At 69.7% G+C, this 17768-nt stretch carries 15 protein-coding genes; 9 read left to right on the top strand and 6 right to left on the bottom strand.

From position 1 onward, the window contains the following. Positions 1 to 11: 11 nt before the first annotated feature. Positions 12 to 2195: a protein kinase domain-containing protein gene (locus tag IW249_RS20555; protein WP_196922262.1), complete on the bottom strand. Its 2184-nt coding sequence runs from the start codon at positions 2193 to 2195 to the stop codon at positions 12 to 14. A 193-nt stretch (positions 2196 to 2388) separates the two neighbouring features. On the opposite strand from IW249_RS20555, the gene IW249_RS20550 reads away from it, so the two are divergent. Together IW249_RS20550 and IW249_RS20545 are read left to right on the top strand one after the other, a co-directional pair. Then, on the top strand, positions 2389 to 2985 hold the full coding sequence (locus IW249_RS20550) for a hypothetical protein (RefSeq protein WP_196922261.1): 597 nt from the start codon (positions 2389 to 2391) through the stop codon (positions 2983 to 2985). 220 nt (positions 2986 to 3205) lie between these two features. Then, positions 3206 to 4078, top strand: a complete 873-nt coding sequence (locus tag IW249_RS20545; protein WP_196922260.1) for a DUF4231 domain-containing protein — start codon at positions 3206 to 3208, stop codon at positions 4076 to 4078. 60 nt (positions 4079 to 4138) lie between these two features. On the opposite strand, the gene IW249_RS20540 is transcribed toward IW249_RS20545, so the two are convergent. After that, positions 4139 to 5527: a cation:dicarboxylate symporter family transporter gene (locus IW249_RS20540; protein WP_196922259.1), complete on the bottom strand. Its 1389-nt coding sequence runs from the start codon at positions 5525 to 5527 to the stop codon at positions 4139 to 4141. A gap of 97 nt (positions 5528 to 5624) precedes the next feature. Between IW249_RS20540 and IW249_RS20535 the strand changes: the two genes are divergently transcribed. Then, a complete protein-coding gene (locus tag IW249_RS20535; RefSeq protein ID WP_196922258.1) occupies positions 5625 to 7211 on the top strand; it encodes an ATP-binding protein in 1587 nt (528 codons plus the stop codon). Further along, positions 7208 to 7903 carry a response regulator gene (locus IW249_RS20530; RefSeq protein WP_196922257.1) on the top strand — a complete coding sequence of 232 codons (696 nt, stop codon included), beginning with the start codon at positions 7208 to 7210 and terminating at the stop codon, positions 7901 to 7903. Before IW249_RS20535 ends, IW249_RS20530 begins: the two co-directional genes overlap by 4 nt. A 124-nt stretch (positions 7904 to 8027) precedes the next feature. Here IW249_RS20530 and IW249_RS20525 read toward each other — a convergent pair whose 3' ends face one another. Together IW249_RS20525 and IW249_RS20520 are read right to left on the bottom strand one after the other, a co-directional pair. Continuing rightward, the gene (locus IW249_RS20525) at positions 8028 to 8342 is read right to left on the bottom strand and encodes a transcriptional regulator (protein ID WP_196922256.1); all 315 of its coding nucleotides are present in this window, start codon (positions 8340 to 8342) and stop codon (positions 8028 to 8030) included. Then, the gene (locus IW249_RS20520) at positions 8342 to 8734 is read right to left on the bottom strand and encodes a type II toxin-antitoxin system RelE/ParE family toxin (RefSeq protein ID WP_196922255.1); all 393 of its coding nucleotides are present in this window, start codon (positions 8732 to 8734) and stop codon (positions 8342 to 8344) included. The genes IW249_RS20525 and IW249_RS20520 overlap by 1 nt, the downstream gene beginning before the upstream one ends. Before the next feature lie 276 nt (positions 8735 to 9010). Between IW249_RS20520 and abc-f the strand changes: the two genes are divergently transcribed. After that, positions 9011 to 10648 carry a ribosomal protection-like ABC-F family protein gene (gene abc-f / locus IW249_RS20515; protein WP_196922254.1) on the top strand — a complete coding sequence of 546 codons (1638 nt, stop codon included), beginning with the start codon at positions 9011 to 9013 and terminating at the stop codon, positions 10646 to 10648. A 44-nt stretch (positions 10649 to 10692) separates the two neighbouring features. Here abc-f and dnaE read toward each other — a convergent pair whose 3' ends face one another. Beyond that, complete coding sequence (gene dnaE / locus IW249_RS20510) at positions 10693 to 14223, bottom strand: DNA polymerase III subunit alpha (RefSeq protein ID WP_196922253.1); 3531 nt, start codon at positions 14221 to 14223, stop codon at positions 10693 to 10695. 145 nt (positions 14224 to 14368) lie between these two features. Between dnaE and IW249_RS20505 the strand changes: the two genes are divergently transcribed. The 3 genes from IW249_RS20505 to IW249_RS20495 all read left to right on the top strand — a co-directional run bounded on the left by IW249_RS20505 (position 14369) and on the right by IW249_RS20495 (position 16170). Further along, positions 14369 to 14989 (top strand): L-threonylcarbamoyladenylate synthase, encoded by a 621-nt coding sequence (locus tag IW249_RS20505; RefSeq protein ID WP_196922252.1) that lies wholly within the window; start codon positions 14369 to 14371, stop codon positions 14987 to 14989. 99 nt (positions 14990 to 15088) lie between these two features. Beyond that, positions 15089 to 15628 carry an RNA polymerase sigma factor gene (locus IW249_RS20500; RefSeq protein ID WP_196922251.1) on the top strand — a complete coding sequence of 180 codons (540 nt, stop codon included), beginning with the start codon at positions 15089 to 15091 and terminating at the stop codon, positions 15626 to 15628. After that, positions 15625 to 16170 carry a hypothetical protein gene (locus IW249_RS20495; protein ID WP_196922250.1) on the top strand — a complete coding sequence of 182 codons (546 nt, stop codon included), beginning with the start codon at positions 15625 to 15627 and terminating at the stop codon, positions 16168 to 16170. The genes IW249_RS20500 and IW249_RS20495 overlap by 4 nt, the downstream gene beginning before the upstream one ends. Here IW249_RS20495 and IW249_RS20490 read toward each other — a convergent pair. Further along, positions 16167 to 16460, bottom strand: a complete 294-nt coding sequence (locus IW249_RS20490) for a low temperature requirement protein A (protein WP_307788830.1) — start codon at positions 16458 to 16460, stop codon at positions 16167 to 16169. The genes IW249_RS20495 and IW249_RS20490 overlap by 4 nt on opposite strands. A 405-nt stretch (positions 16461 to 16865) precedes the next feature. Between IW249_RS20490 and IW249_RS20485 the strand changes: the two genes are divergently transcribed. Beyond that, positions 16866 to 17726, top strand: coding sequence for an NAD(P)H-binding protein (locus IW249_RS20485; RefSeq protein WP_196922249.1), 861 nt, complete (start codon positions 16866 to 16868; stop codon positions 17724 to 17726). Positions 17727 to 17768: the final 42 nt, after the last annotated feature.

Raw genomic sequence — 17768 nt, 5'->3', positions numbered from 1 at the left:
GCCGTCAGCGCTCAGTTGGCCCGCCACTTCTGGTTGGCGTTGCCGTTGCACTGCCAGATCTGCAGCCGGGCGCCGTTGTTCGGGTTCGAGTCGAGCACGTCGACGCACCTGTCCGCCCTGGTGTTCACCAGGTCGTACGCCTTGTTGAGGGTGAACCTCTGCGATGCCGCGCCGGAACAGTCGGCCAGTTGGACGGCAGCACCGTCCTCGGTGGAGTGGCCGGCGACATCCAGGCACTTGCCCATCGAACGGACCGTGCCATCCGCCGGGAAGGTCCACAGCTGCTTCGCGGTCCGCCGACAGTCCCAGATCTGCAGCCGCGCGCCGGCGACAGCGTTGCCGTCCGGGATGTCGATGCAGCGGTCACTGGCGAAGCTGGAGATCTGCTTGCCGGCGGGCGTGCCGCCCTGCGTGGGGGACGGCGGCGGCGGGGCAGCCGGCTGCTGCGTCGCATTTCCCGGGCCGATCGTCGTGCCGCTGCCCGTCCCGGGCGACGGCGGCCCCGCGCTCGCTGATGATGGCGGTCCAGCGGGTCGGGACGGCGGGACACCCACGACCGGCAGGCCCTGGAAACCATCAGCGATCAGCGCGAAGACGGCGGCGCTCGCGGACCATTCGGCGGCGGAGGTGGTCCAGTCGATCGAGTACGCGTGCCCGTTGTGGCCGACGAAGGCACGGCTCAGCATGTGCATCGGCGTGCCGTCCTCGTCGGTGTACGTCCACTCCCACTCGGCGGCCCGCAACTGGTAGCGCAGCGCGTCGAGGCGGACCTGCCGGTAGTCGGCGTACTGCCCGCGCTGCGCACCCTCTCGCTCCCGCAACTCGGCGACCAGGTCCGCTGGGATGGACCGAAGCTCGTCGACGACGAGCACGCGACTGCCGTCCGGCTCGCGGAACGCGGCGCGCTCACCGTCGCGCCGCGCCTGCCAGCCGTCCGGCACCGGTACGAGGAAGCGGGGATCGTCACGGTAGTAGCGCCAGCCCGCGGGCGCCGGTGGCAGCACCCTGGACACCGGCGTCTCGGCTATCGGCGACGGGTTCACTGCCGGCGCCGCCACTCCACCGTCACCCGCGCCACCGAACAGCCCGCCTTCAAGCAGGGACGTGGTCGCCAGCAGGACGACGAGCAGCGCGGCGGCCCCGATCGACCCGATCAGACGAGCCCGACGCTTGCGGCCCGCCCCGGACCCCGGCCCAGCGGGGACAGTCGGCGACGTGGGGACAGTCGGCGACGTGGGCGGACCGGGCTCGGCGGTGACGAACTCGGGCACGATCGTCGGACAGGGCCCGTCGCCGGCGGGGGCGGTGGTCGTCGTGGCGGTGAGCCGGGTTAGCGGCCCGCCGTCTGTGGTGCTCACCTCGGCGGCTGGCACGTCCGGGGTGGCGGCCTGCCGCAGGAGACGATCCGCCTCATCGGCGCTGATCCGCTGATCCGGCTCGCGGCGCAGCAGTCCTTCCAGGAGCGGGGTCAGCCGACCGGCTCGTTGCGCCGGCGGTGGCGGCTCGGTGGCGAGGGCTGCCAGCGTGGCGATCGGAGACGAGCGGTGGTACGGGGTACGTCCCTCGACCGCCGCGTAGAGGGTGGCGCCGAGCGACCACAGGTCGGCCGCCGGCCCCACGTCGCCGTCGGTGGCCCGCTCGGGCGCGAGGAACGCCGGCGAGCCGAGCACCATCCCGGTCTGCGTCATCCGTGGGTCGCCGGGGAGGGTGGCCAGACCGAAGTCGGTAAGCACCACTCTGCCGTCGTCGCCGAGCAGCACGTTGGCCGGCTTGACGTCCCGGTGCAGCACGCCGGCCTGGTGTGCGGCGCGCAGCGCACCCAGAATGTCCAGCCCGATCCGTGCAGCGCGGTCCGCCGGCATCGACCCCTCGGCTTCGAGCACCTGATGCAGGGACCGGGACGGCACGAGCTCCATCACGATCCAGGGGTCGCCGCCCGCGTGCAGCACGTCGAAGACGCGTACCACATTGGGGTGGCCCAGGCGGGCGACGGCCCGCGCCTCGCGCATGGACCGTTCGCGCATCTCCCGGCGTTCGTCGTCGCGCAGGCCGGGCGGCGCCACCAACTCCTTTATGGCGACGTCGCGCTGGAGCATCTCGTCGCGGGCCTGCCACACGCGGCCCATCCCGCCCTGACCGAGCGGACGGACCAGCCGATAGCGATCGGCAATCAACTGTCGAGAGGCGTCTGGCACGACAGGAAGGTACCCGCCGTGCTTTACGCGCCCAATTTCTGTGGCCGCTGGAAAAGCGACAGTTGGATTTGTCACACGCAAGATCGACTGCTTACCGATCGTTCATTTAGACATAACTCCACTATCGGCACGAGCACTGTCGCCCACCGCGATGTTACCAACGCGTATATCGGTAACCTGCTATGAATATCGAATGAATTCGAATTCCGCAGAACGCCGGACCGGCCGCGCCACGGCCTGGTGTGGCTTCCTGTGCCTGGCGGTGGTCCTGTCCGCCTGCACGTCGGCAGGTGACTCGCGCCAGCGCACCACGCCGCCGGCCAACAGCGCGGCGCCGTCGACGGGCGCCAGCGTTGGGGTGCTGCCCTGCACGCCGTCAGTCGACACGCTGCCGGCACCGCCGGCGGGCTACCGGTTGGTGGGGAAAGACGTGGCGGTGCCCGACGCCCCCGTGCTGTCGGCAGAGACATCCGGGGAGGTCGATCCGGCGGCGCGACTGTTCGCCAAATGGGGGCTCGTCGTCCGCGCCGGCCGCGTCGTCGACCTGCGGGTGGCACCGGGCTGGCAGGACAAGGCCCGGCTCGGATGGGGCCGCACCGGCACGCCCGGGGCGACCGCCACGGTGCACGCCTGCACGCCTGAGGGTGGGCAGGCCCAGTGGATGGCCTTCGTCGGCGGCACCTGGGTCGCGCGGGCCGCCTGCGTACCACTGATCGTGACGTCGAACGGCCAAACCGACCGCGTCAACGTCGGCATCGGCACCCCCTGCGACAAGACCACCACGCCGTAGCCCCGCGCGCCCCACCGCGCCCACGGATGATCAAGAGCTTTGCGTCATCCGCCGCGGCGTGTCGTGACGCAAACCTCTTGATCACCGCCGGCCGGGGTGGGGGTGGGGTGGGGTCGTTGCGGGCGGTTGGGGTGGACGGGGGCGTCTACTGTCTACACAGCCTGCGTACCGACTGCTCACCCCGCCGACACCCTGGACGTTCTGTCGAGAGGTCAACGACATGCTGAAGGCCGAGGATCTTCCCCCGTTTCAGCGCGCCGTGTCCTACGAGTCGCAACGCGGCCAACACGTGTACGCAACCCTGATCGCGCTGCGGCTGTCCCTGCTCCTGGTGGCCGCCGTCGCGGGGGTCGCCACCTGGAAGCTCGACAATTTTGCCCTGGGCCCGGCGCTCGCGGCGGGCGCCTTCGCCGCCACCTCGATCGTCGAGGTCTTCCTCCTTACCAATCGCCCCGACGAACGGTGGTACGTCGGCAGAGCCCTCTCCGAATCCATCAAGTCGCTCACGTGGCGATTCACCATGGCGGCGGATCCTTTTCCCCGATCGCGGAGCGAGTTGGAAAGCGTCGAGGAATTCACCAACCGGCTGTTGGGTCTGACCCGGGACATGTCGGCCGCCGGGTTGGCCGCCCCAGCGGTGGCCGGGCAACAAATCACGGAAGGAATGCGGAAACTACGGGCGGCCTCCCTTGCGGACCGCCGCGCCGCGTACCTGACCGGCCGCCTGGAGGCCCAGCGAGCCTGGTACGCCGAGCGATCGCTGTCGAATCGGGCGCGGGCGACCCGCTGGTCGGTCGGCATGCTCGTGCTGGAGATAGCCGGGGTGACCCTGGCCGTGTCGAGGGCTGCCGGGCTGACCGACCTCGACCTGCTCGGAGTGGCCGCCGCGGCGGTCGCGGCCGGCGCGGCGTGGACGCAGACGCGGCAACACTCCGGGGTGGCCACCGCCTATGCCCTGGCAAGTCAGGAGCTTGCCGCCATCGGGTCCCTCGCCACCCGGATCAGCTCGGAAGCCGAGTTGTCGCGGTTCGTGAATGACACCGAGACGGCGATCTCCAGGGAACACACGATGTGGCGTGCACGCCGACGCTGACACCTCGCGGTCGAGGGTCGCGGCGGCACCCGGCCGCCGCGACCCCGGCCACGCCGTGGATCAGGCCGGCACTCCGGCCGGCGCGGCCTCCTTCTCGTCTGCGCGCGGCGTCGCCGCCTCGTCGTCGTCGTGCTCGTCGACCATGGTGGCCTCGTCGAACGGGTCGTTGCCGCTCAGCACCGCAGCCGCCCGATCCCTGTCGAACTCTCCGGTCCAGGTCCCCACCAGTACTGTCGCCACCGCGTTGCCGGCGAAGTTGGTCAGCGCCCGAGCCTCCGACATGAACCGGTCGATGCCGACGATCAGCCCGACCCCGTCGACGAGGTCCGGCCGGTGTGACTGGAGGCCGCCGGCCAGCGTGGCCAGCCCCGCGCCGGTGACCCCGGCGGCGCCCTTCGAGGCGATGATCATGAACAGCAGCAGCGAGATCTGCTCGCCGATGGCCAGCGGTTTGCCCAGCGCGTCGGCGATGAACAGCGACGCCATGGTCAGGTAGATCGCCGTACCGTCCAGGTTGAACGAGTAGCCGGTCGGCACCGTGATGCCGACGACCGGCCTGCTCACGCCGAAGTGCTCCATCTTGGCGATCAACCGCGGCAGCGCCGACTCCGACGACGAGGTGGACAGGATCAGCAGGAACTCCCGGCCCAGGTAACGCAGCAGCGAGAAGATCGAGACCCGGGCCACGAACCACAACAGCGCGCCCAGGAAGACCAGCACGAAGATCAGACAGGTGGCGTAGAAGCCCACCATGATCTGGGCGAGGCTCTTGAGGGCGTCCACGCCGGTCGCGCCGACCACGGCGGCCATCGCGCCGAACGCGCCGATCGGCGCCAGCCACATGATCATGGCGAGGACCTTGAAGACGACCCGCTGGATGACGGTGATCGCGCTGAGAACCGGCTCACCCCGCCGGCCCATGGCCTGGACGGCGAAGCCGACAAGCAGGGCGACCAGCAGCGTCTGGAGCACCTTGCCCTCGGTCAGCGAGGAGAGCAGCGTCGTCGGGATGATCCCGAGCAGGAAGTCCGCCGTACCGGCGGCCTCGTCACCGGCGGCGGCCTTGCCAGAGCCGGCGAGCTCCGGGCCGAGGTTCAGGCCGGAGCCGGGGTGGATGAGGTTGCCGACGACCAGGCCGATGGCGAGCGCGACAGTCGACATGGTCAGGAAGTAGCCGAGGGCCAGGCCGCCGACCTTGCCGACCTTCGCGGCCTGCCGCACGGAGCCGACGCCGAGCACGATGGTACAAAAGATGACCGGGCTGATCATCATCTTGATCAGGTTGACGAAGCCGGTGCCGATCGGCTTGAGTTCCTTGCCGAAATCGGGGGCGACCAGGCCGACCACGATGCCGGCGACCACGGCCACGATGACGGCCAGATACAGGTAACGGGTACGGTCCCGGCGGACCGCCGGTGCCGGGGTGGGGTCGGGTGCGGTGGTGTCCATGTCGACAATGTGAAGCGCGTCTCACCCGTTGACAGCCTTGCGGTCATTCTGTTCACCGCGACGGCGTCAACGGTGGCGTGACAAGGAGGTGGTGGAGGTGGCCCGACGCCAGTGGAGCATCGCGGGGCAACTCTTCGCCCTCCAGGCGATGGTGGTGACGCTGCTCGTGCTGGCCGGCGCGGCGGGCGCCGTCTGGCTGGCCCGCAGCGACGCGCGTCAGGCCGCGCAGGAGGAGGTGCTCGCGGTGGCGCAGACCGTGGCCGGCTCCCCCGACGTCCGCGCGGCCCTCGCCACCACCGACCCCGCGAGGGTCCTCCAGCCGTACGCCGAATCGATCCGGAAGGCCACGGGCATCGACTTCGTGGTGGTGATGGCCCCCGACCGCACCCGTTTCTCGCACCCCACCAGGGAACGGATCGGCGAGCCGTTCGTCGGCGAGATCGGGCCGGCGCTGGCCGGCCGCCCGTTCACCACCACAAACGTCGGCACGCTCGGCGAGTCGGTGCGCGCTGTCGTTCCGGTGTACGACGAGCAGCGGCGCCTCGTCGGTCTGGTCTCGGTGGGCATCACCACCCGTGCGATCGACCGTAAGTTGCTCGGCCAGTTGCCGGTGCTCTTCGGTGTGGCCGCGCCGGCTCTGGCGCTCGCCGCGATGGGCTCCTGGCTGCTCAGCCGCCGGCTCCGCCGCCAGACGCACGGCCTGGGGCCGGCGCAGATGACCCGGATGTACGAGTACTACGACGCCGTTCTGCACTCGGTGCGCGAAGGTCTCGTCGTGCTGACCACCGATCGTCGGGTGGCGCTCGTCAACGACGAGGGCCGCCGGCTGTTGGGGCTCGACGCGGACGCGCCGGTGATCGACCAGCCGGTGGCCGGGATCGACCTGCCGCCCGCGGTGGCCGAGCTGCTCGACTCCGGGCGTGACGCCCGTGACGAGCCGATCCTCGCCGGCGACCGGGTGCTCGTCGCCAACCAGCGGACCACCCGCTTCGAGGGCGCGGTGCTCGGCACCGTGCTGACCCTGCGCGACCAGACCGAGTTGCGCACGCTGGCCAGCGAGCTGGATTCGGTGCGGGCGCTGACCGAGGCGTTGCAGGCGCAGACCCACGAGTCGGCCAACCGGCTGCACACAGTGCTGACCCTGGTGGAGCTGGGCCGCGCCGACGACGCCGTCCGGCTCGGCACCCGGGACCTGGCCCTCGCCCAGCAACTGACCGACCGGGTGGTCGGCGCGGTGACCGAGCCGGCGTTGGCCGCCCTGCTGCTCGGCAAGTCCGCACAGGCCGGCGAGCGCGGGGTGGACCTGGTCATCGAGCCGGACTGCCGCCTCGACGACAGCCCACTGCCCACCGGTGACCTGCTCACAGTGGTCGGCAACCTGGTCGACAACGCCCTGGAGGCGGTCGCCGGCACGCCGCCGCCGCGCCGGGTGCGGGTCTTCGTCGGTACGGCCGACGACGAACTGGTGGTCCGGGTCGCCGACAGCGGCCCCGGGCTGGCACCGGAGCGGGTCGCCGACGCGTTCCGGCGCGGCTGGTCCACCAAGAGCACCGGCCGCGGCCTCGGCCTGGCACTGGTCGGGCAGGTGGTGCGCCGGCACGGCGGTAACGCCGAGGTCTGTCGCTCGGACGACGGCGGCAGCCTGTTCACCGTCCGACTACCGGTCGTCGGGGCACGCCGATGAGCGACATCCGGGTGCTGGTCGTCGAGGACGAGCCGCTGCTGGCCGAGGCGCACAGCGCGTACACCGAACGGGTTCCCGGTTTCGTGGTGGTCGGGGTGGCGCACACCGCGCGGGCGGCGATGGCGGCCCTGCGCGCCAACGACGGCGGCGACGTGGACCTCGTACTCCTTGATTTTCGGCTGCCCGACCTGCACGGCCTGGACGTCTGCCGGGCGCTGCGCGCGGCCGGCAGCAGCGTCGACGTGCTCGCGGTGACCTCCGCGCGGGACCTGGCGGTGGTACGCACCGCCGTGTCCCTCGGGGTGACCCACTACCTGCTCAAGCCGTTCACGTTCGCCGCGTTCCGCGACAAGCTGGAGCGGTACGCCGACTACCGCGCCCAGGCGCTCGCCGACGGCGAGGTCGCCGCCCAGCACGAGGTCGACCAGATGTTCGCCACCCTGCGCGGCACCGCCGGGCACAGCCTGCCCAAGGGGCTCGACGCGCAGACCCTCGATCGGGTACGCGCCGCGCTCACCGACGGCTCCCGCGCGGAGGTCGGTCTGTCGGCGACCGAGGTGAGCGCGCTGACCGGCATCTCCCGGGTGACCGCCCGTCGCTACCTGGAGTACCTGGTGACTGTCGACCGCGCCGCCCGCACCCCCCGCTACGGCACCCCCGGCCGCCCCGAGGTCGAGTACCGCCCCCGCTGACGCGCCACCGCGTCGATCTTGCACTTTCTGTGGGGACTATTGGCCGCAACAGCGACATCTCAACAACAGCAATTGCAAGATCGACGAACGTAACGGGGGCGGGGCCGCCACCACGCCAAGCAGGTCAGGCGATCTGACGGAGGTCGTCGCCGTAGTCGAAGATGATCCGCATCCGGGCGCCGAGCGCTCGTGCATATCGGCTCAGCGTCGCGACCTCGTTGGCCTCCAGATCACCGTTCTCGATCTGGCTGACCCGACCGGGCGTGACACCCATCAGCTCGGCCACCTGCCGCTGGGTCAGGCCCAACCGCTTCCGCTCTTCGGCAAGATGGAAGGCGCTGATCCACGCCTCGGTACGGGCACGTTCTACGTCGAGTGCTTCATCGTCCCCGTCGTGCAGCTCAGCCCGAATGTCGTTCCAGTCGTGGAAGTCGCTCATCAGCCCTCCCTCCGTTTCCTCTCGAAGGCAAGCCAGCCCTCATACGCAATCTCGGCCACTGGAATCGCCTTGTCGTACCATCGATTCCAATCGCCTGCCTTGTTTCCGGCTACCAGCAGCACGGCCTGGGACCAGGGATCGAAGACGAACAACACCCGAACGGCGACGTCCCTTCCGGATCTCGGTCGGAGTTCTTTGAGATTGCTGATGGTCGAACCCCTGAGGGTGTCAACCAGTGGACGCCCCAGGCCCGGACCGCTATCGGCAAGCATGTCGATCGCTACGTTGACGGACCGGTACGTCGCGGGGTCGGTCTCCCGCAGGGATCGCAACCAGTCGCGGACATCCGTTGTCGTCTTGATCGCCCAGCGACGTGGCGGCTCATGAGACATGGAACAACTATAGCCTGAGCTATACACGGAGCGCTGCGCCCTATTGTGGTGGCGGGGCGAAGATCCGTTGTTAGACTCGGCGGAGTTGGGTTAGCGGTACGACCAGGGAGACCAGACATGGCGGGTGACGACGACATCTCCGGGTGAGACCGGACATGTTCGGCCATCGGTTCGGCGCGCGTAGGCGCAGCCGCCGTGGCCATGACGTCGTTCCACCGGTTCCCGTTGTCGTCGGGCGGCTGAGGCGCGCCCACCCCACCCTTTGAGGTCACTCGCATGTCTGATGCTTTCATCGTCTGCTCGAATCTGTCCTTCTCCTGGCCGGACGACACCCCGGTCTTCTCGGAGCTGTCCTTCACCGTGCCGGGCGGTCGCACCGGCCTGGTCGCGCCCAACGGCGCCGGCAAGAGCACTCTGCTGCGGCTGATCGCCGGGGAGCTGCGGCCCAGCGGCGGCAGCGTCACCGTCGACGGGGTGCTCGGCTACCTTCCGCAGACGCTGCCGCTGGTCGGCGACCTGAGCGTGGCGCAGGTGCTGGGCGTGGCCGAGCGAATCGCGGCGTTGCACGCCATCGAGACCGGCGATGCCAGCGAGGAGCACTTCGCCACCATCGGCGACGACTGGGACATCGAGGAACGCACCCGCGCCGAGCTGGACCGGCTCGGCCTCGGTGACCTGGAACTCGACCGGCGGCTGCACACCCTCAGCGGAGGCCAGGTGGTCTCCCTCGGTCTGGCGGCCCAACTGCTGCGCCGCCCGGACGTGCTGCTGCTCGACGAGCCGACGAACAACCTGGACCTGGAGGCCCGGCACAAGCTCTACGACGTGCTGACCGACTGGTCCGGGTGCCTGCTGCTGGTCAGCCACGACCGGGAGCTACTGGACCGGATGGACCGCATCGCCGAGCTGGACCAGGGCGAGATCCGCTGGTACGGGGGCAACTTCACCGCGTACACCGAGGCGGTGCAGGCGGCGCGGGAGGTGGCCGAGAGCAACCTGCGCAACGCCGAGCAGGAGGTCAAGCGGGAGAAGCGGGAGATGCAGCAGGCCCGGGAGCGGGCCGACCGGCGGGCCAGCAACGCCTCGAAGAACCTGAAGAACGCCGGCCTGGCCCGGATCGTCGCCGGCGGGTTGAAGCGCAGCGCGCAGGAGTCGGCGGGCAGGGCGCAGGAAACCCACTCGTCCCGGCTCGGTCAGGCCAAGGCTCGACTCGACGAGGCCGGCCGGGCGGTACGCGACGAGGACCGGATCGTCGTTGACCTGCCGGACACCACAGTTCCGGGCGGGCGCACCGTCTTCTCCGGCCACGGGATGCGGGCCCGCTTCGACGACCGGGAGCTGTTCGGCGGCGACGGCGCCGACCTGGTGATCCGGGGTCCGGAGCGGATCGCGCTCACCGGGGCGAACGGCGTCGGCAAGTCGACCCTGCTGCGCCTGGTCCAGGGTGACCTGCAGCCGTCCGGCGGTGAGCTGAAGCGCGGCGACGGGCGGATCGCGTACCTGTCGCAACGGCTGGACCTGCTGGACCTCTCCCGCACGGTCGCGGAGAACTTCGCCGCGTACGCGCCGAACCTGCCGGACGCCAAGCGGATGAACCTGCTGGCCCGGTTCCTGTTCCGGGGCGCCCGGGTGAACCTGCCCGTCGGGGTGCTCTCCGGCGGTGAACGGCTGCGCGCCACCCTGGCGTGTGTGCTCTGCGCCGAACCGGCGCCCCAACTGCTGCTGCTCGACGAGCCGACGAACAACCTGGACCTCGTCAGCGTGGGTCAGTTGGAGAGCGCGCTGTCGGCGTACCAGGGGGCGTTCGTGGTGGTCAGCCACGACGAACGGTTCCTCGCCGAGATCGGCGTGCAGCGCTGGTTGCGGCTGGCCGACGGCCAGCTGCGGGAGATCAGCGCCCCCGAGCGGGGCTGAGCCTGGCGGTCCGGCCGGCGCACGCCGGCCGGACCGAGGCCCGCTCAGCTCACGTTGGCCGGGCCGAGGACGCTCTTCAGGTCACCCATCAGCGCGGTCGTCGCCGCCACCCGGAACGGACCCAGCCGCAGGGTGGTGGTGCGCCCGCCGTTCTGGAGTTTGACGTGCACCTCGGTGTCGCCGGGGTGCAGAACCAGGGTTTCCTTGAGTTTCTCCACCAGCGGTGGTGTGCAGCGGTGCACCGGGATGGTGAGGGTGACCGGCTTGTTGGTGGCGCTGGTGCTGACGTCCGGCATGGACATGTCCATCGCCATGATCCGTGGGGTGTCGTCACGGCGGTCCACCCGACCCTTGACCACCACGATGGCGTCCTCGGCGATGTACTGCCCGATCACCTCGTAGGTGTTCGGGAAGAACAGGGTCTCCACCCCACCGGCCAGGTCCTCCAGGGTGGCCGATGCCCAGGCCCGGCCCTGCTTGGTGACCCGGCGTTGCACGCCGGAGAGGATGCCGGCGAGGGTGACGACCGCCCCGTCGGGCACCGCGCCCTCCTCGGCCAACGAGGCGATGGTGGTGTCGGCTGCCGCGTTGAGGATGTGCTCCAGGCCGAACAGCGGGTGGTCGGAGACGTACAGGCCGAGCATCTCCCGCTCGAAGGCCAGCTTGTCGCGCTTGTCCCACTCACTGTCGCCGATGGTCGGCATGACAGTGGTGCTGCCGGTGTCGGCGTCACCGAAGCCGGCGCCGAACAGGTCGTACTGGCCGACGGCCTCCTTGCGCTTGACGTCGGCGTACGCGTCGATCGCGTCGGCGTGCACAGCGAGCAGGCCCTTGCGGGGGTGGTCGAGGGAGTCGAACGCACCCGCCTTGATCAGCGATTCGATGGTCTTCTTGTTGCAGACCACCGCGTCCACCTTGGAGAGGAAGTCGTAGAAGTCGGCGTACTCGCCCTTCTCCTCCCGGCAGCGCATGATCGAGGCGACCACGTTCGCGCCGACGTTACGCACGGCGGCCAGGCCGAAGCGGATGTCCTTGCCGACCGGGGTGAACGGCCCGGCCGAGGTGTTCACGTCCGGCGGCAGCACCTGGATGCGCATCCGGCGACACTCGGCCAGGTAGAGCGCCATCTTGTCCTTGTCGTCGCCGACGCTGGTCAGCAACCCGGCCATGTACTCGGCTGGGTAGTGCGCCTTCAGGTACGCGGTCCAGTAGGAGACCAGGCCGTACGCCGCGGAGTGCGCTTTGTTGAAGGCGTACCCGGCGAACGGCACCAGGACGTCCCACACGGCCTGGATCGCCTCGTCGGAGTAGCCGCGCTCGCGGCAGCCGTCCCGGAACGGGATGAACTCCTTGTCGAGGATCTCCTTCTTCTTCTTACCCATGGCCCGGCGCAGCAGGTCCGCCTGACCGAGGGTGTAGCCGGCGAGGATCTGCGCGGCGCGCTGCACCTGCTCCTGGTAGACGATCAGGCCGTGGGTGGGCGCCAGGATCTCCCGCAGCGGCTCCTCCAGCTCCGGGTGGATCGGCGTGATCTCCTGGAGGCCGTTCTTGCGCAGCGCGTAGTTGGTGTGCGAGTCGACGCCCATCGGGCCGGGTCGGTACAGGGCCAGGACGGCGGAGATGTCCTCGAAGTTGTCAGGCTTCATCAACCGCAGCAGTGACCGCATCGGCCCACCGTCGAGCTGGAACACGCCCAGGGTGTCACCGCGGGCCAGCAGCTCGTACGCGGCCTTGTCGTCCAGCGGCAGGCCCAGCAGATCGAGCTTGAGGCCGTGGTTCAGTTCGATGTTCTTGACCGCGTCGTCGATGATCGTCAGGTTGCGCAGGCCGAGGAAGTCCATCTTCAGCAGCCCGAGCGACTCGCAGGTCGGGTAGTCGAACTGCGTGATGATCGCTCCGTCGGCGTCGCGGCGCATCAACGGGATGTGCTCGATGATCGGCTCGGCGGACATGATGACGCCGGCGGCGTGCACACCGGTCTGCCGGATCAGCCCCTCGATGCCCTTTGCCGTGTCGATCACCTTGCGGACGTCCGGGTCGGAGTCGTACAGGCCGCGGATCTCGCCCGCCTCGGCGTAGCGGGGGTGCTTGTTGTCGAAGATGCCGGTGAGGGGAATGTCCTTGCCCATCACCGCCGGTGGCATCGCCTTGGTGATCCGGTCGCCGACCGCGTACGGGAAGCCGAGCACCCGGGCCGAGTCCTTGATCGCGGCCTTCGCCTTGATCGTGCCGAAGGTGGCGATCTGGGCGACCTTGTCGTCACCCCACTTGTCGGTGACGTACTTGATCACCTCGCCGCGCCGACGCTCGTCGAAGTCGATGTCGACATCCGGCATCGAGACCCGCTCGGGGTTGAGGAACCGCTCGAAGATCAGGCCGTGCTGGATCGGGTCCAGGTCGGTGATGCCCAGCGCGTACGCGACGAGCGACCCGGCGGCCGAACCACGGCCCGGGCCCACGGCGATGCCCTGGTTCTTCGCCCACTGGATGAAGTCGGCGACCACGAGGAAGTAGGACGGGAAGCCCATCTGGTTGATGACGCCCAGCTCGTACTCCGCCTGGACGACGTGCCCCTCCGGGATGCCGTTCGGGTAGCGGCGGGCCAGGCCGGCGAAGGTCTCCTTACGGAACCAGGACTCCTCGGTCTCCCCCTCGGGCACCGGGAAGCGCGGCATCAGGTTGTGGAACTCGAACATGCCCTTCGGGTCGACCTTCTCGGCCACCAGCAGGGTGTTGCGGCAGCCCTCCTGCCACAGCTCGGACGAGTCCACAGCGCGCATCTGGTCGGCGCTCTTGATGAAGTAGCCGCCGCCCTCGAACCGGAACCGGTTGGGGTCGTCGATGTTGCTGCCGGTCTGTACGCAGAGCAGCACGTCGTGGGCGGTGGCCTGCGCCTCGTGGGTGTAGTGGGAGTCGTTCGTGACCACCGGCGGGATGTCCAGCTTGCGGGCGATCTCGGTGAGCCCCTCGCGGACCCGGCTCTCGATGGAGAGGCCGTGATCCATGATCTCCAGGAAGTAGTTGTCCTTGCCGAAGATGTCCTGGTAGCTGGCGGCGACCTTGAGGGCTTCGTCGAACTGGCCCAGCCGCAGCCGGGTCTGCACCGCGCCGGACGGGCAGCCGGTGGTGGCCATGATCCCCTCGGCGTGCTCGGCGATCAGCTCCATGTCCATCCGGGGCCACTTGACGTAGTGCCCCTCCATGGAGGCGCGCGAGTTGAGGGTGAAGAGGTTCTTCAGACCCTGCGCGTTCTTCGCCCACATGGTCTTGTGGGTGATCGCGCCGTTACCGGAGATGTCGTCGCTCTTCTGCTCCGGGCGACCCCACTTGACCCGAGCCTTGTGATAGCGCGACTCCGGCGCCACGTACGCCTCGACGCCCAGGATCGGGGTGATCCCGGCGGCCATCGCCTGGTTGTAGAAGTCGTTCGCGCCGTGCATGTTGCCGTGGTCGGTGATCGCGACAGCGGACATGCCCAACCGCTTGGCCTCGGCGAACAGGTCCTTCAGTCGGGCCGCTCCGTCGAGCATCGAGTACTCGGTGTGCACGTGCAGATGCGCGAACGAATCAGCCATGCGTGGCGCCCCCCGGCGGTGTGGATCTTGTTGGTCGGAGCCGACCGGGACCTACCCTACCGAGGTGATCTCGGCGGCTCCACCGTCCGCGCCGAGGGTGGCCCTCGTCTCCTGATCGCCCCCGGGTACGCCTAGGCTCTTCAGGATGGCGAGGTACTACGACGTACACCCGGAGAACCCACAGACCCGGGTCATCGGGCAGGTCGCCGACCTGATCCGCGCCGGTGGGCTGGTCGCCTACCCGACGGACTCCTGCTACGCGCTCGGCACCCGACTGGGCAACCAGGACGGGCTGGACCGGATCCGGCAGATCCGACACCTCGACGATCGGCACCACTTCACGCTGGTCTGCCACGACTTCGCCCAGCTGGGTCAGTTCGTCCAGATCAGCAACTCGGTCTTCCGCCTGGTGAAGGCGTCCACCCCGGGCAGCTACACGTTCATCCTGCCGGCCACCCGGGAGGTGCCCCGCCGGATGCTGCACCCGAAGAAGCGGACCGTCGGCGTGCGGGTGCCCCGGCACACAGTCACCCAGGCGCTGCTGGCCGAGTTGGCCGAGCCGCTGGTGTCCAGCACGCTGGTCCTGCCCGGCGACGAGGAGCCGATGACCCAGGGCTGGGAGATCAAGGAACGGCTCGACCACCAACTCGACGCGGTGCTCGACGCCGGCGACTGCGGCAAGGAGCCGACGACCGTGATCGACCTGTCCGGGCCGGAGCCGGAGATCCTGCGCCGGGGCGCCGGGGACCTGTCCCGGTTCGACTAGCGCGCCCGTTGCGCGTCGGGTGCCGGACGGTACGGGGCCGCCGCGCCGGCACCGGTCGTACGCTCAGGGATCGGCACCGGCGAGCATTGGACACCCGGCATGCCCGACGCGGACGACATCGACGCCCTGGCCCGGTCCGCCGCGCACGGCGACCCGGCCGCGCTGAACGCCCTGCTGGTCGCGGTGCGCCCGGAGGTGCTGCGGCTGTGCGCCCGATTCCTGCCCAGCCGGGAGGACGCCGAAGAAGCCTGCCAGGACACCCTGCTGGCGCTGGCCGGCGGCATCACCCGGTTCGAGGGCCGCTCCTCGTTCCGCACCTGGCTGCACCGGCTGACCGCCAACCGGGCCCGCTCCACGTACCGCACGCTGCGCCGCCGCTGCCGACTGGAGGCCGAGGGCGTACCGCTGCCCGACCAGCCCGACCCCCGACGGACCAGCGTGGTCGCGGGCACCCGCCTCGACCTGCTCGACGCCTTCGACTCGGTGCATCCCGACCTCGCCGAGGTGGTCGCCCTTCGGGATGTCCTGGGGCTGAGCTACCCCGAGATCGCCGCCCTGCTCGACGTGCCGCTGGGCACTGTGAAGTCCCGGTTGCACCTGGCCCGGCGCCAGGTCCGGCAGCGGCTCGGCGCGGAATGAACCGCAGGTCGTTCCGCCGGGTCGTCGTCGTCCTCGCGGCCACCGTGGGGGTCGCCGCCTGCGGCGCCGACGCCGTCTCGCCCCTGCCCGTCCAACCGGCCGGCCCGACCCTCTCGACCCCGACCCTCTCGCCGCCGTCCCCCTCCGCGATCCTCCCGATCCCCGCGCCCACCGGGTCGCCGTCCCGACCGCCGCCGGCCAGCGCGCGCCCGGCACCGCCCGCACCCACCAGAACACGGGGTACGCCCCGAACGACTCCCCCACCGACCGACGCGACGCCGGCCTGTCAGGGCGCGGTCCGCTACGACCTGCCGCTCGCCGAGACCGAGATCGAGCTGCTGAAATCGCTCTGCTTCGCCACCGGTGCGGTGTTGCGCATCCAGGGCATCGGGCCGGGGCTCGTCACAGTCGACCGCCCGGAGTTGGTCTCCCAGCAGTACGAGGCGGGCGTGGTGGACATCCGCTTCGTCCGCGCCGGCACCGTCGCCGTGACGATCCCGAAGGACGGCCGTGAGCACACCATCACCGTGGTGGTCCGCTAGCCGGGATCGACGCCGGGCGCGGAGGAACTCGGCGGCGGCGTCCCCAGCAGCACCAGACCGGCGGCGACGCCAGCCGGGCCGGGTGGGACCCCGGTACCGCTGTAGATCAACCCGTGGTCACCGAACGCCGTGGGCAGCGCGGCGGCCATCAGCATCAGGCCGAACATGGTACCTAGGATCAGCAGTGGGACCGGCTGCCTCAGAGGGCTGTAGCTGTCCGTGATCAACGCGGTGGTCACCCACACCGCGAACAGTGTCGACAGTAGGAGCAGCGCCTGGGTGATGCCGATCCAGCCCTGGTCGCGGCCATCTTCCTTGAGGTCATCGCCAGACCACTGGTGGAGTACACGTATTCGATTCCTGCGCTATTCCCTGATCATGAGGGTGGCTTGGCGCTGCGAGGCCCGGCTCAGGTTGGGGCCCTGGTGCCAGTGGAGATCCCGACTGGCTATGACGGGACGAGATGGGCTCCACGGGAACGGCCATAACTGGCCCCCACCACCGGCTGACTGTCGCTCCTCCCGGTTAGCGAACGTAGTCCGCGCTGGTGCTTATCGATCGGCCATGGCGCCGACCCGCGCGTTGTCTGCAACAAATGAGGGTGGTCGTCATTGAGGTGTCATACCTGTCGGCAGCATGTACGGTCGATTAGGTGATCCGTCAACATCGGTAATCAACCGAGGGGGCAAGTACCAATGATTGGCGACGACGGAGTCCGGCCGCGGGTCCTCGTCACTGGGGCGACCGAGGTCGTCGGCCGGGCTGCCATTGATTGCCTTCTCGACGCTGGTGTCCGAACACGGACGCTCATGCCGCCGACGGAAGCGGCTGGAGTGCCCGACGCGGTCGACGTGGCGTTCGGCGATCTCACCGCACCCGAGTCGCTTGATGCGGCTCTGGTCGAAATCGACGCGATGCTGCTTATGCCTACCGGCGCACCAAATCGCGAAGTTCTCGAGCAAATCAGGACCGCCGGACTCCGGCGGATCATCGTGCTGTCCTCGGCCTCCGCACCGTGGGAACGGGCCCAGCCCCGCGCTAGTCGCCACTTCCTCGCGTGGGAGCAGGCGGTGGAGGCAACAGGCCTGGGCTGGACGCACATTCGGCCGGCGGGGCTCATGGCCGCCTCGTGGCAGTGGGCTGAGGACATTCGTAGTGACAGCGTGGTGCGGGAGGGTTTCCCCACCGCCCGGTATCCGTACGTGCACGAGTGGGACGTGGCCGCGGTCGCGGTCGCCGCCCTCCTTGACCAACGCCACGACGGCGCCCGGTACCTGACCACCGGCCCGGCCGCGATCAGCGCGGCCGACCGGGTCCGTGATCTGGCGGAGGCGATCGGCCGACCGCTGCGGCTCGAACAACTCAGTGAGGATCAGGCCATCGCACGGTGGAGGGCCTTGGGTTACGACGAGGACTCCATAGAGATTCAACTCATCGTGTCGCGCGATCAGGTTGACAAGCCTCCTCGCCCCAAACGCACTGTGGAGAAGGTGCTCGGCCGACCCGCCTTGCCGTTTTCGCAATGGGCCACCGACCACGCCGAGGACTTTCAGTAGCGACCTCAACCCAGCGATACGTCCAGTCTCGTCCGGCGATTC

The organism is Micromonospora vinacea, from assembly GCF_015751785.1.
GTDB lineage: Bacteria > Actinomycetota > Actinomycetes > Mycobacteriales > Micromonosporaceae > Micromonospora > Micromonospora vinacea.
The sequence above is the reverse complement of the archived record's forward strand: the minus strand, read 5'-3'. Positions and strand labels throughout refer to the sequence as shown.

Coding starts and splice junctions, on each gene's coding strand:
- IW249_RS20550 (WP_196922261.1), top strand. CDS start 2,389: ATGAATTCGAATTCCGCAGAACGCCGGACCGGCCGCGCCACGGCCTGG.
- IW249_RS20545 (WP_196922260.1), top strand. CDS start 3,206: ATGCTGAAGGCCGAGGATCTTCCCCCGTTTCAGCGCGCCGTGTCCTAC.
- IW249_RS20540 (WP_196922259.1), bottom strand. CDS start 5,527: ATGGACACCACCGCACCCGACCCCACCCCGGCACCGGCGGTCCGCCGG.
- IW249_RS20530 (WP_196922257.1), top strand. CDS start 7,208: ATGAGCGACATCCGGGTGCTGGTCGTCGAGGACGAGCCGCTGCTGGCC.
- IW249_RS20525 (WP_196922256.1), bottom strand. CDS start 8,342: ATGAGCGACTTCCACGACTGGAACGACATTCGGGCTGAGCTGCACGAC.
- IW249_RS20520 (WP_196922255.1), bottom strand. CDS start 8,734: ATGTCTCATGAGCCGCCACGTCGCTGGGCGATCAAGACGACAACGGAT.
- abc-f (WP_196922254.1), top strand. CDS start 9,011: ATGTCTGATGCTTTCATCGTCTGCTCGAATCTGTCCTTCTCCTGGCCG.
- dnaE (WP_196922253.1), bottom strand. CDS start 14,223: ATGGCTGATTCGTTCGCGCATCTGCACGTGCACACCGAGTACTCGATG.
- IW249_RS20505 (WP_196922252.1), top strand. CDS start 14,369: ATGGCGAGGTACTACGACGTACACCCGGAGAACCCACAGACCCGGGTC.
- IW249_RS20500 (WP_196922251.1), top strand. CDS start 15,089: ATGCCCGACGCGGACGACATCGACGCCCTGGCCCGGTCCGCCGCGCAC.
- IW249_RS20495 (WP_196922250.1), top strand. CDS start 15,625: ATGAACCGCAGGTCGTTCCGCCGGGTCGTCGTCGTCCTCGCGGCCACC.
- IW249_RS20485 (WP_196922249.1), top strand. CDS start 16,866: ATGATTGGCGACGACGGAGTCCGGCCGCGGGTCCTCGTCACTGGGGCG.